The organism is Janthinobacterium sp. HH104, from assembly GCF_001758715.1.
Classification (GTDB): Bacteria; Pseudomonadota; Gammaproteobacteria; order Burkholderiales; family Burkholderiaceae_D; genus Janthinobacterium; species Janthinobacterium aestuarii.
Genome location: NZ_LRIB01000024.1, coordinates 48,208 through 61,600 on the forward strand (window position 1 = coordinate 48,208; position 13,393 = coordinate 61,600).

At 66.2% G+C, this 13,393-nt stretch carries 8 protein-coding genes and 2 pseudogenes; 4 read left to right on the plus strand and 6 right to left on the minus strand.

From position 1 onward, the window contains the following. Positions 1-16: 16 nt before the first annotated feature. The 6 genes and pseudogenes from JAB6_RS08725 to JAB6_RS08750 form a co-directional block, all read right to left on the minus strand. Complete coding sequence (locus JAB6_RS08725) at positions 17-2,557, minus strand: EAL domain-containing protein (RefSeq protein WP_070302408.1); 2,541 nt, start codon at positions 2,555-2,557, stop codon at positions 17-19. Continuing rightward, the gene (locus JAB6_RS08730; protein ID WP_070302410.1) at positions 2,554-6,201 is read right to left on the minus strand and encodes a response regulator; all 3,648 of its coding nucleotides are present in this window, start codon (positions 6,199-6,201) and stop codon (positions 2,554-2,556) included. Before JAB6_RS08730 ends, JAB6_RS08725 begins: the two co-directional genes overlap by 4 nt. Positions 6,202-6,238: 37 nt before the next feature. Next, positions 6,239-7,396, minus strand: coding sequence for an ABC transporter substrate-binding protein (locus tag JAB6_RS08735; RefSeq protein ID WP_254671528.1), 1,158 nt, complete (start codon positions 7,394-7,396; stop codon positions 6,239-6,241). Positions 7,397-7,528: 132 nt separating this feature from the next. Further along, complete coding sequence (locus JAB6_RS08740) at positions 7,529-8,536, minus strand: NADP-dependent oxidoreductase (RefSeq protein ID WP_070302411.1); 1,008 nt, start codon at positions 8,534-8,536, stop codon at positions 7,529-7,531. Positions 8,537-8,571: 35 nt separating this feature from the next. Then, positions 8,572-9,381 (minus strand): oxidoreductase, encoded by an 810-nt coding sequence (locus JAB6_RS08745; RefSeq protein ID WP_070302413.1) that lies wholly within the window; start codon positions 9,379-9,381, stop codon positions 8,572-8,574. Between the two features lie 104 nt (positions 9,382-9,485). Beyond that, positions 9,486-9,818, minus strand: a pseudogene (locus tag JAB6_RS08750) (TetR/AcrR family transcriptional regulator); the annotation flags it as partial. Here JAB6_RS08750 and JAB6_RS08755 point away from each other — a divergent pair. From JAB6_RS08755 to JAB6_RS08770, 4 genes and pseudogenes are all read left to right on the plus strand, one after another. Further along, a pseudogene (locus tag JAB6_RS08755) lies at positions 9,809-10,141 on the plus strand (TetR/AcrR family transcriptional regulator); the annotation flags it as partial. The pseudogenes JAB6_RS08750 and JAB6_RS08755 sit on opposite strands and share 10 nt — an antisense overlap. A 104-nt stretch (positions 10,142-10,245) precedes the next feature. Further along, on the plus strand, positions 10,246-11,055 hold the full coding sequence (locus JAB6_RS08760) for an oxidoreductase (RefSeq protein WP_070302413.1): 810 nt from the start codon (positions 10,246-10,248) through the stop codon (positions 11,053-11,055). 35 nt (positions 11,056-11,090) lie between these two features. Next, complete coding sequence (locus JAB6_RS08765; RefSeq protein WP_070302411.1) at positions 11,091-12,098, plus strand: NADP-dependent oxidoreductase; 1,008 nt, start codon at positions 11,091-11,093, stop codon at positions 12,096-12,098. Between the two features lie 132 nt (positions 12,099-12,230). After that, positions 12,231-13,388: an ABC transporter substrate-binding protein gene (locus tag JAB6_RS08770; RefSeq protein ID WP_254671528.1), complete on the plus strand. Its 1,158-nt coding sequence runs from the start codon at positions 12,231-12,233 to the stop codon at positions 13,386-13,388. The last annotated feature ends 5 nt before the right edge of the window (positions 13,389-13,393 follow it).

Below are 13,393 nucleotides of genomic sequence, written 5' to 3' on the forward strand. Positions count from 1 at the left end.
GGCTCCTGGTGGCGCGCTAGGCGGCACGGTTGCTGATCTCGATACCATGCGGGCCCACCGGTGGCCGCTGCACGCCCGATTCGAAGCGCACGAAGGCTTCGCGCAAATGGTCTTTCAGCAAGGTTTCGTCCCAGGGCTTGGTGATAAACTTGTACACCGAGCCCTCGTTGATGGCCGCCGTGACCGAATGCAGTTCCGGGTAGCCGGACAGCATCACGCGCACGATTTCCGGATAGATACCCTTGATGCGGCGCAAGAGCTCGTTGCCGGACATGCCCGGCATGCGCGCATCCGTGAGGATCACGCCCACGGCATGGGCGGCCACCAGTTCCAAGGCTTCCTGCGGCTTGCTGGTGCTGAGTATCTGGTAACCCTCCTTGCGCAGCGAGCGGCGCAGGGCGGACAGGATGTGCTCTTCGTCGTCCACCAGCAGCAGCACGCGCTGCGGCGTTTCGGCATGGCAGCTGTCGGGCGGCAAATGGGTGCCCGCATGCAACATCAGATCCATCTCGGCGCCGGGCAGCGGGCGGCTGAAATAATAGCCCTGCATGGCGTCGCACTGGTTGGTATTGAGAAATCCCAATTGTCCCTCCGTTTCCACGCCCTCGGCCACCGTCGTCATGTGCAGCGACTTGGCCATGGCGATGATGGAGCGGGTCAGCGACGCGCCATCCACGCTGTCGGTCACGTCGCGGATGAACGATTGATCGATCTTGACGACGTCGATGGGGAACTGCTTGAGGTAGGAAAGGCTCGAATAGCCGGTGCCGAAGTCGTCCAGCGACAAGGTCACGCCGATTTCCTTCAATTCTTCCAGCGCCTTCACCACGAGGTCGCGGTTCTGCATCAGCACGCTTTCCGTCAGCTCCAGCTCCAGGCAGTGGGCCGGCACGCCGCTGTCGGCCAGCACTTCGCGCACCAGTTGCGGCATGTCGACCTGGCGGAACTGGCGCGCCGACACGTTGACGGCTATCGTCAGGTGCGTAAAGCCGTAGGCATGCCAGACGCCCAGCTGCGCGCACGCCGTGCGCAGCACCCATTCGCCGATGGGCACGATCATGCCCGTTTCCTCGGCCAGGGGGATGAAGCGGTCCGGCGGCACCAGCCCGATGCCGTCGCGGCGCCAGCGCAGCAGCGCTTCCATGCCATAGATCTTGCCGCTGGTGAGGTCGACCTTGGGCTGGTAGTGCAATTCCAGCTCGCCCAGCGCCAGCGCCTGGTGCAGCGCGTGTTCGATTTCGGCCCGTTCCTCCACCAGCACGCCCATCTTGTGATTGTAGAACTGGTAGCCGTTGCGGCCCTTGTCCTTGGCGCTGTAGAGGGCCGCATCGGCCGTCTTGAGCAGCATGTCGCCGCTGTCGCCGTCGGACGGAAACACGCTGGCGCCGATGCTGGTGCTGATGTGCAGGGTATGTTCGCCCAGCACGAAAGGATCGGCGAACACCGCCAACACCTTTTTCACGATCTGTTCGGCCGTCTCGATGTCGGGCAGGTCCGTCAGCAGGATGACGAACTCGTCGCCGCCCTGGCGGGCCACGGTGTCGCCCTCGCGCACGGCCAGCTTCAGGCGCCGCGCCACTTCCCGCAGCAGCGCGTCGCCCACGGGATGGCCATAGCTGTCGTTGACGAACTTGAAACGGTCGAGGTCCATCATCAGGGTGGCCAGGTGCAAGCGGGTGCGGCGGGCATGGGCGATGGCCTGGCCGATGCGGTCGTTCAGCAATTGCCGGTTGGGCAAGTCCGTCAGCGCGTCGTGGTTGGCCAGGTATTCGATGCGCAATTCCTGCAGCTTGCGGTCCGTGATGTCCTGCACGGTACCGCGCATCAAGAGCACTTCGCGGCCTTCGCGCACGGCTTCGGCCTGGTGAAAGACGATGCACTCGCCGCCGTCCGGCCGCAGCACCTTGTGTTCGAGGCCATAGCTGGTGCCGCTCGCATGCAGCTCCATGAAGGCATCGAGCAGCAGGGGCCGCTGGTCTTCCGGCAGGCACTGCAGCAGGCGGTCGAAGCTGGTGGGGCCGGTATCGGCATCCAGGCCCAGAATGCGCAACAGCTCCGGCGACCAGTAGCCGTCGCCGCCGGCGACCCGGTATTCCCAGTTGCCGAGGCGGGCCAGCGCCTGCGCGTGGTTGAGGCTTTCCTGGATACGGCTCAATTCGGTGAGGGCGCTGCTGGCCCGCAGCAGATAGCGCAGCCGGTGCGCCAGCAGCCGCCATTGCATGGGCTTGGAAATGAAATCGCTGGCGCCCGCTTCCAGCGCCTGCTTGATGGAGTCGTCGTCGTCGTTGCCGGTCAGCACGACGATGGGCACGTGCGCGCCGCCGGGCAGACGGCGCAGCTGCTGGCAGCATTCGAAGCCGCTCATGCCGGGCATGGCGACGTCGAGCAGGATCAGGTCGGGCACGCCGCGCTGGAAGGCGGCCAGCGCTTCCAGGCCGCTGGCCGCTTCCTCGATGCGGAAGCCTTCCGGCTCCAGCGCTTCCGTCACGAGGATGCGCGTCATGGTGTCGTCGTCGACCACCAGGACCAGTGCTTGCGGGGGCAGTGCGGTATTCATATGGCTTCCTTCTCAATGGCCAGGGCGGCGAGGACACGGTCGAGCTCTTGCTGGATGCCGCGGATATGGTTGAGCGCGCTGCCGACGTCATTGCCGCGCGCGTATTGTTCGATTTCACGGCAGGTGGCCGACAAGCCCAGCGCGCCCACGTTGGCGCAGCTCGATTTGAGCGTATGCGCCGCCAGCTGCAGGGCTGCGGCATCGCTGGCCTCGGCGGCCACTTCCAGCTGGCCCAGCAGGCGCGGGGCGTCGCTGTAGAACAGGTCGATGATGCGCCCCAGCACGTCGGGACGGCCGGGACGCCGCATGGCGCGCAGGTTTTGCAGGGCGGCGGCGTCGAGGATGGCGGCTGATTCCACCGGCGCCACCTCCGTGGTTACTGTAGGCGTTTCCGCTGCGGCCGGCGCGGCCGGCGACGGACGCCAGCGGGCCAGGACTTCCAGCAGCGCGGCGCGCGTGTACGGCTTGGCCAGGTAGTCGTCCATGCCCGTGTCCAGGCACAGTTCGCGGTCGCCGAGGATGGCGTTGGCCGTCAGGGCAATGATGGGCGTGCGGCCTCGGCCTTGCTCGCTTTCCATGCGGCGCAAGCGCCGGGTAGCTTCAAAACCATCCATTTCCGGCATCTGGCAATCCATCAGGATCACGTCGAACGGGTAGCGCTCCCACAGGGCCAGCGCGCGCGCCCCGTTGTCGGCCGGCGTGGCTTCGTAGCCGCTATCTTCCAGCATGGCCAGGGCGATTTCCTGGTTGATCGCGTTGTCTTCCACCAGCAGCATGCGCAGCGGCGCCTGGCCCGCGGCCGCGGTGTCCGCTGGAGCGGGCAGGGCAGGCATGGCAGCACTCGTTGGCGCCAGGGTGCCGTAGCCGCAGACAGCTTCGATGCAGTGGCGCAGTTCCATCGCCCGCACGGGCTTGGTCAGGCAGTATTCCACGCCCAGCGCCGTCAGCTGGCGCAGCTCGGCCGAGGCGTCCAGCGAACTGAGCATGATAATTTTCAGGGCCGCCATGCCGGCGTCGGCCTTGATCGCGCGCACCAGCTCGGCGCCATCCATGACGGGCATGCGCATGTCGATGATGGCCAGGTCGAACGGGCGTGCGCCGCGCAGCGCGGCTTGCAGCAGGTCCAGCGCTTCGGCGCCGTCGGCGGCGCTGGCGGCGGCCATCTGCCACTCGATCGCGTGCTGCAGCAGGATGCTGCGGTTGGTGGCATGGTCGTCGACGACCAGCACGTTCAAGGCGGCCAGCGACACGCGCGGCGCCGCCGGTGGCGCGTCTTCGGGCGCCACGATGCCCACGGCGATGGTGACGGCGAAGCTGGAACCCTGGCCCGCCACGGATTTCAGCACAATGTTGCCACCCATCATTTCCACCAGCTGCTTGATGATGGCCAGGCCCAGTCCCGTGCCGCCGTATTTGCGCGAAGTGGTGCTGTCGGCCTGGCGGAAAGGCTGGAAGACGGCCGCTGCCGCTTCCGGCGCCATGCCGATGCCCGTGTCGCGTACTTCCAGGCGGATCTGGCCGGCGGCGGGGCAGCTGACATCGACGGAAATCTCGCCCCGTTCGGTGAACTTGGTGGCGTTATTGAGCAGGTTGGTGAGGATCTGGCGCAGGCGCACGGGGTCGCCGCGCACGTGCTGCGGCACGTCGGAGGCGATGCGGCAGGTAAATTCGATGGCCTTGCGCTGGATGCCGTTGGCAAACAGCGCCACGACATCGTCGATCACCTGGCGCAGGTCGAACGGGATATGTTCGAGCACCAGCTTGCCCGCCTCGATCTTGGAAAAGTCGAGGATGTCGTCGATGATGCTCAGCAGGCTTTCGCCCGAGCGGTGCACCGTGTGCACAAAACGCTGCTGCTTGGGACTCAGTTCCGTGCGCTGCAGCAATTCCGTCATGCCCAGCACGCCATTCATCGGCGTGCGGATCTCGTGGCTCATCTTGGCCAGGAATTCCGACTTGGCGCGGTTGGCGGCGTCGGCCTCGGCCTTGGCCTGCTTGAGCGCCAGGTCGCGCTGTTCCACGTGCTCGAGCATGCCGTTGAAGCCCTTGATCAATTGCCCCAGTTCATCGCTGCCATGCTGCGCCACGCGCACCGACAGCGCCTTGCCGCCGCGGATATGGGCAATCGCATGGGACAGGTGCGCCAGCGGCCTGGCGATGGACGCGCTGATCAGCCCCGTGATGGCCACGCAGGCCAGCAGCAGCACCAGCGCGATGCCGAGGATCAGCATGAAGGCATGGCGCACGCCATCGCGCACCTGGGTCACGGCGTCCTGCTGCTGCCCCGTGATGCGCGCCACCTGCTGCGTGGAATGGGCGGCCTGTTCGCGTTCGAAGGCCCGCACGTGGTCGATGGCCTCGCCAAGTGCCGCCTGGCTGTCCAGCACGCTGCCCTTGGCTTGCACCAGCCGCTGTCCCGACCGTTCCACCGCGTCCAGGTAGGTATCGACGCTGCGCGTTTCGGCCAGCAAGCCCAGCTGGCCTATGCTTTGCAGCAAGGTCTGCATGGTGCCCATGTCGCGGTGCAGTGCGCCGATGTGCTGCGCGATATCGGCGCCCAGGCGCGTGACGTCGCCGGCGGCCGTGGCGAGCATGACTTCGCCCACGTCGATGCTGATGGCGTCGACAGCCAGGTTGATTTCGCCGCTGGCGTCCTCGATGCGGGCCGAGGTGCGCATGTAGCGGTTGGCCTGCGCCAACCGGTCGCGTCCGATGGCCAGCTGCAGTTCGATGGGATCGAGTTCCTCGGCCAGACGCAGGAGAGCGGTGGCCAGGGTGGCGCTGACTTGCTCCTTGAGCGCGGCATAGTGCGCCTGCTGCGCCGCGCTGGCGCCGGCCTCGGCCAGCAGCCCGGCGCGCAAGGCCAGCAAGCCGGCGGCGGGATCGAGCATCTGGCGCGCCGTGGCCAGCAGTGTCGTTCGCAGCGCCTGCTGGGCGGGGCTGATGTCGCGCTCGCCGCTTCCCTGCAGATGGGCGACGGCCGCCGTCAGCCGTTCGCGCAAGGGTGCGATGCGGAAGCGGTTCTTCACGGCCTCCGTTTCGGCCAGCGCAATCTGCATGTCGAGGATGCTCTTGCGCAAGTCGGTCAGGTAGCGCGCGTTCTCGTTCAGGCGCTGGCTTTGCAGCTGCACTTCGGCTGCCGTGGCCTGGGCCTGGCTGTCGACCAGGCGTATCTTGCCGCGCGCGGCCTTGGCGGCGGCCTTGATCTGCGCCAGGACCTGGCCCATCTCCATCGCCTGCGCCTTGTAGTAGGCCTCGTTTTCCAGGCGCTTGCGCACGGCGACGCGCATGCGCTGGAATTCCTGTTCGAAGGCCGCGTGATAGCGGGCCGCCTGCGGCTCGCCGTGGCGCCGCAATTCATTGCGGATGCTCTCGGCGGCCTGGATATTGGCGACGATCTTGTCCGACACCTGTTCCAGCTGCGCCAGGTCTTGCGCCTTGCCCAGCTCGAAAAAATCCGAGGCCATGTCCTGCACGGTATAGCGCAGGCGCAACACGTCCGTGTACAGCGGCACGGTCCGGTCGGTCAAGCCATGCACATGGGTTTCGATGCCTTTCACCAGCAGCAGGCTGGCCGCCGCCATGGCCGCCACGCCGGCCAGCAGGACGCTGGTACTGATGATCAGCTTGGTCCTGATTTTCATGCCTGGCTCCAGGGCGGGCCGGAAAAGTGGGCGCGCATCACTTCGCGCCAGGCCCCGGGTCCGCCGGCACGATCTTGCCGTCGGCGATGCGGGTCAGGAAGACGGCCGTCGACGCCTGGTGGTTGTCGGGCCGCAGCGTCACCCGCATGCCGCCCAGATCGAGGCGGTCGAACGTTTCGAAGCTCTGGATCAGGCGCTCGCGCGTGAGGTCGCTGCCCGTGCGGCGCAGCGCCGCCACCATCAGGGTGGCCGAGATGCAGCCTTCGAAACTGACGAAAGACAGCCTGGCCGCCGGCACATGTTTGGCCAGCAGCGCGGCGCAGTCGGCGGCGATCGGCAACTGGCGGTCGTCCGGCAAGGGCACTACTTGCGAAATGACGATGTTGTTGCCTTCCGTGCCCAGCAGTTGCAGCAAGCTGTCCGTGCCGACAAACGATACCGTGGACAGGGCCGCCTTCAACCCCGCCTGGCTGGCTTCGCGCACGAACGCCGCCACCGGCGTGTAGGGGCCGGCCATGACCACCGCTTGCAGGTCGTGTCCGATCAGGGCCGCCAGTCCCGCCTTGACGGCCGTGGTGCCGCGCTGGAACGACCCCTTGGCGACGAGTTCCAGGCCGCGCCGTTGCAGGGCCCGCACGGTGCCGTCGAGCACGGCGTTGCCGAAACCGTCGTCCTGGTACAGCACGCCAAAGCGCTTGACGCCCCGGCTGGCGAAATACTGCACCAGGGCATCGGACTCATCGTCATAACTGGCGCGGAAGTTGATGATTTCATGCACCACGGGGCGGCGCAAGGTCATCGCGCCCGTAAACGCGCCCACCAGCGGCACCTTCATTTCCTGGACGATCGGTATGACGGCGTTGGTCGTGGGCGTCCCTACGTTGCCGAACAGGGCGAACACTTGTTTTTCCTCGACCAGCCTGAGCGTTTCGCTGATGGCGCGGTCCGGATCGTAGCCGTCATCGGCGACCACCAGCTCGATGCTGCGGCCATGGATGCCGCCGCGCTGGTTCGCTTCCTGGAACACGGCCGTTGCGCCGTCGAGCATGGCTTTCCCCAGCCCCGAGGCCGCGCCCGTTTGCGCATTGACCATGCCCAGACGGATGTGCGTCTCGGTGACGCCCGGTTCGGCGGCGTGGACCATGCCGGCCACGAGGGTGATAGCGAGCCAGCAGCATTCCGGGAAAACGCGCATGAGCTACCTTTATGGAGGTTGACCGGTATCAATTGGCACAGGGTTGACAACGAGTATGGAGCAAATTGCCAACGCAAAACTCACACATAGTCACAGTCATGGTCACGGCGCGGAAAGCAGGCCAGATACGCCTCAGGACACGGGCAGCTGCACCACCACCTTGCCCCGTGCACGGCCCTGCGCCAGATAAGCCAGCGCCTGTTTCGCCTCAAGAAAAGGAAACACACTGTCGATGACGGGGCGGATGGTTCCCGCCTCGATCAGGGCGGCGATCTGCGCCAGCTGGCCGCCGTCGGGACGCACGAAATGGAAGGCATAGCTGGCGCCGCGCCGCCGCGCCAGGCCGATGATCTTGCGGCTGAGCAAACCAAACACCAGTTTCAGCACCACGTTCATGCCGCGCGCGCGGGCAAAGGCGGCGTCCGGCGGACCGACCAGCGAAACGACGCGGCTGCCGGGCTTGACGATGTGCAAGGCTTTTTCCAGCCCGTCGCCGCGCACCGTGCCCAGCACGGCGTCGTAATCGCGCAGCACGTCCTCGAACGGCTGTTTCTTGTAGTCGATGACCTCATCGGCGCCCAGGCCGCGCACCAGTTCCACGTTCGCCGTGCTGGTGGTGGTGCCCACGCGGGCGCCCAGGTGCTTGGCCAGCTGGATGGCGAACGTGCCGATGCCGCCGGAACCGGCCGGGATGAACACTTTCTGGCCCGGCTTCAGCTGCATGCGCTCATGCATCGCTTGCCACGCCGTCAGGCCCACCATGGGAATCGACGCCGCCTGCACGAAATCGAGGTTGGCCGGTTTCAGCGCGGCCGCCTGTTCGGGCACGATGGCAAATTCGGCCAGGCTGCCGTGCGGGGTGTCGAAAATGCTCGCATACACGGCGTCGCCCACTGTAAAGCGCGTGACGCCGCTGCCCACGGCCACGACCACGCCGGCCAGGTCGCTGCCCAGGGTGGCCGGCAAGCGCGTTTTCAAGATCGGCTTGAAGTCGCCCTTCGGGATCAGGTTGTCGATGGGGTTCAGGCCGACGGCGTGCACCCGCACCAGCAATTCGCCGGGGCCGGGCGTGGGGCGGGGCAGTTCCGCAAACGCCGCATAATCGAGGCCGCCGTATTGTTTGAGTTGCAAAGCTTGCATGATGTTCTCTCTGTATGCTGAAAAGGCGCCGGCGCTCAGGCCAGGCGCAGGTCCTTGCGCAAGCCGGCATCCATCAGCGCGGCCGGCATGAAACGGCGCATCAGGCGCAAGCGCGCCGCCAGCGGCCCGGCCGTGTAGCGCAGCTTGGGCTTGCTTGTCTGCGCCGCCGCCAGGATGGTGTCGGCCACGATGGCCGGATCGTCGGCGCCGGCCATCAGCGTCTGCAGCCGGCTGGTGATGGCCGCGCTCACTTGCCGGTAGGCGGACAGCGGGGTATCGGGCGCCAGCAGATTGGCTTCGAACGTGGTTTTCGTGTAGGCCGGTTCGATGACGCTGGCGCGGATGCCCCAGCCGCGCACTTCATGGTCGAGTGATTCAGTGTAGCCCTCGATCGCGTGCTTGGTGGCGGAATACAGCGCACCGTAAGGCATGGGCAAAAAGCCCAGGACGGAACCGATATTGAGGATGCGCCCGCCACCTTGGGCCCGCATGTGCGGCAGCACGGCCAGGGTCATGCGCAGCACGCCATAGAAATTCGTGTCGAAGATGGCTTGCGCCTGCGCCACGCTGCTTTCCTCGGCGCCACCCGGGGCCACGCCGAAACCGGCGTTATTCACCAGCAGGTCGATGCGGCCTTCGCGCTGGATTACCTCTGCCACGGCGGCTGCGACGGAAGAGTCGCTGGTGACGTCGAGCGCCAGCATCGCATGACCGGCTGCGGCCGCTTGTCCGCCGCGGCGGCTGGTGCCGTACACCGTGTAGCCCGCTTGCGCCAGGCGCCGGGCCGTGGCCGCGCCGATGCCGGACGAGGCGCCGGTGACGAGGGCAATCTTCTTGTTATTCATGGCAATTCCTTCAGTGGTTGACAGCATTGGATATAGTATATGACGATCATCATATTTTTGTTTCAAAAAAAGCCCGGGACGGATCAAGGCCACGGGCAGGGCAATTAGCTAGGTGTTTGAAACTGCGCCAGGGTGGCCGCGCACAGCGCGTCCGACAGGGCCGGCTCGTCCACGGCGCGCGCGAGAATGGTGGTGCCGATCATGGCGCACACGGTCGCCATCGCTTGCGCATGCGCTTCGGGCTGGCCCCAGTTCGGCAACTGGCGCGCGAACAGGTCGATCATTTCCTTGATATGGATGGTGGCGGCACGCCGCACCTCGGGCGCCTGGCGCGGCATTTCCGAACCCAGCGCCGACACGGGGCAGCCCACCTCGATGGCGGCGATGTGTTCGGGCGACAGGTAGGCGGCCAGCATGGCCTGCAGCGCCTGGCCAGGCGCTGCAGGCCATGCTGGCCGCCTACCTGTCGCCCGAACACATCGCCGCCATCGAGGTGGGCTGCCCCGTGTCGGCGCTGGGTTCGGAAATGCCGCGCCAGGCGCCCGAGGTGCGGCGTGCCGCCACCATCCATATCAAGGAAATGATCGACCTGTTCGCGCGCCAGTTGCCGAACTGGGGCCAGCCCGAAGCGCATGCGCAAGCGATGGCGACCGTGTGCGCCATGATCGGCACCACCATTCTCGCGCGCGCCGTGGACGAGCCGGCCCTGTCGGACGCGCTGTGCGCGGCCACCCTGGCGCAGTTTCAAACACCTAGCTAATTGCCCTGCCCGTGGCCTTGATCCGTCCCGGGCTTTTTTTGAAACAAAAATATGATGATCGTCATATACTATATCCAATGCTGTCAACCACTGAAGGAATTGCCATGAATAACAAGAAGATTGCCCTCGTCACCGGCGCCTCGTCCGGCATCGGCGCGGCCACGGCCCGGCGCCTGGCGCAAGCGGGCTACACGGTGTACGGCACCAGCCGCCGCGGCGGACAAGCGGCCGCAGCCGGTCATGCGATGCTGGCGCTCGACGTCACCAGCGACTCTTCCGTCGCAGCCGCCGTGGCAGAGGTAATCCAGCGCGAAGGCCGCATCGACCTGCTGGTGAATAACGCCGGTTTCGGCGTGGCCCCGGGTGGCGCCGAGGAAAGCAGCGTGGCGCAGGCGCAAGCCATCTTCGACACGAATTTCTATGGCGTGCTGCGCATGACCCTGGCCGTGCTGCCGCACATGCGGGCCCAAGGTGGCGGGCGCATCCTCAATATCGGTTCCGTCCTGGGCTTTTTGCCCATGCCTTACGGTGCGCTGTATTCCGCCACCAAGCACGCGATCGAGGGCTACACTGAATCACTCGACCATGAAGTGCGCGGCTGGGGCATCCGCGCCAGCGTCATCGAACCGGCCTACACGAAAACCACGTTCGAAGCCAATCTGCTGGCGCCCGATACCCCGCTGTCCGCCTACCGGCAAGTGAGCGCGGCCATCACCAGCCGGCTGCAGACGCTGATGGCCGGCGCCGACGATCCGGCCATCGTGGCCGACACCATCCTGGCGGCGGCGCAGACAAGCAAGCCCAAGCTGCGCTACACGGCCGGGCCGCTGGCGGCGCGCTTGCGCCTGATGCGCCGTTTCATGCCGGCCGCGCTGATGGATGCCGGCTTGCGCAAGGACCTGCGCCTGGCCTGAGCGCCGGCGCCTTTTCAGCATACAGAGAGAACATCATGCAAGCTTTGCAACTCAAACAATACGGCGGCCTCGATTATGCGGCGTTTGCGGAACTGCCCCGCCCCACGCCCGGCCCCGGCGAATTGCTGGTGCGGGTGCACGCCGTCGGCCTGAACCCCATCGACAACCTGATCCCGAAGGGCGACTTCAAGCCGATCTTGAAAACGCGCTTGCCGGCCACCCTGGGCAGCGACCTGGCCGGCGTGGTCGTGGCCGTGGGCAGCGGCGTCACGCGCTTTACAGTGGGCGACGCCGTGTATGCGAGCATTTTCGACACCCCGCACGGCAGCCTGGCCGAATTTGCCATCGTGCCCGAACAGGCGGCCGCGCTGAAACCGGCCAACCTCGATTTCGTGCAGGCGGCGTCGATTCCCATGGTGGGCCTGACGGCGTGGCAAGCGATGCATGAGCGCATGCAGCTGAAGCCGGGCCAGAAAGTGTTCATCCCGGCCGGTTCCGGCGGCATCGGCACGTTCGCCATCCAGCTGGCCAAGCACCTGGGCGCCCGCGTGGGCACCACCACCAGCACGGCGAACGTGGAACTGGTGCGCGGCCTGGGCGCCGATGAGGTCATCGACTACAAGAAACAGCCGTTCGAGGACGTGCTGCGCGATTACGACGCCGTGCTGGGCACGGTGCGCGGCGACGGGCTGGAAAAAGCCTTGCACATCGTCAAGCCCGGCAGCCGCGTCGTTTCGCTGGTCGGTCCGCCGGACGCCGCCTTTGCCCGCGCGCGCGGCATGAACGTGGTGCTGAAACTGGTGTTTGGTTTGCTCAGCCGCAAGATCATCGGCCTGGCGCGGCGGCGCGGCGCCAGCTATGCCTTCCATTTCGTGCGTCCCGACGGCGGCCAGCTGGCGCAGATCGCCGCCCTGATCGAGGCGGGAACCATCCGCCCCGTCATCGACAGTGTGTTTCCTTTTCTTGAGGCGAAACAGGCGCTGGCTTATCTGGCGCAGGGCCGTGCACGGGGCAAGGTGGTGGTGCAGCTGCCCGTGTCCTGAGGCGTATCTGGCCTGCTTTCCGCGCCGTGACCATGACTGTGACTATGTGTGAGTTTTGCGTTGGCAATTTGCTCCATACTCGTTGTCAACCCTGTGCCAATTGATACCGGTCAACCTCCATAAAGGTAGCTCATGCGCGTTTTCCCGGAATGCTGCTGGCTCGCTATCACCCTCGTGGCCGGCATGGTCCACGCCGCCGAACCGGGCGTCACCGAGACGCACATCCGTCTGGGCATGGTCAATGCGCAAACGGGCGCGGCCTCGGGGCTGGGGAAAGCCATGCTCGACGGCGCAACGGCCGTGTTCCAGGAAGCGAACCAGCGCGGCGGCATCCATGGCCGCAGCATCGAGCTGGTGGTCGCCGATGACGGCTACGATCCGGACCGCGCCATCAGCGAAACGCTCAGGCTGGTCGAGGAAAAACAAGTGTTCGCCCTGTTCGGCAACGTAGGGACGCCCACGACCAACGCCGTCATACCGATCGTCCAGGAAATGAAGGTGCCGCTGGTGGGCGCGTTTACGGGCGCGATGACCTTGCGCCGCCCCGTGGTGCATGAAATCATCAACTTCCGCGCCAGTTATGACGATGAGTCCGATGCCCTGGTGCAGTATTTCGCCAGCCGGGGCGTCAAGCGCTTTGGCGTGCTGTACCAGGACGACGGTTTCGGCAACGCCGTGCTCGACGGCACCGTGCGGGCCCTGCAACGGCGCGGCCTGGAACTCGTCGCCAAGGGGTCGTTCCAGCGCGGCACCACGGCCGTCAAGGCGGGACTGGCGGCCCTGATCGGACACGACCTGCAAGCGGTGGTCATGGCCGGCCCCTACACGCCGGTGGCGGCGTTCGTGCGCGAAGCCAGCCAGGCGGGGTTGAAGGCGGCCCTGTCCACGGTATCGTTTGTCGGCACGGACAGCTTGCTGCAACTGCTGGGCACGGAAGGCAACAACATCGTCATTTCGCAAGTAGTGCCCTTGCCGGACGACCGCCAGTTGCCGATCGCCGCCGACTGCGCCGCGCTGCTGGCCAAACATGTGCCGGCGGCCAGGCTGTCTTTCGTCAGTTTCGAAGGCTGCATCTCGGCCACCCTGATGGTGGCGGCGCTGCGCCGCACGGGCAGCGACCTCACGCGCGAGCGCCTGATCCAGAGCTTCGAAACGTTCGACCGCCTCGATCTGGGCGGCATGCGGGTGACGCTGCGGCCCGACAACCACCAGGCGTCGACGGCCGTCTTCCTGACCCGCATCGCCGACGGCAAGATCGTGCCGGCGGACCCGGGGCCTGGCGCGAAGTGATGCGC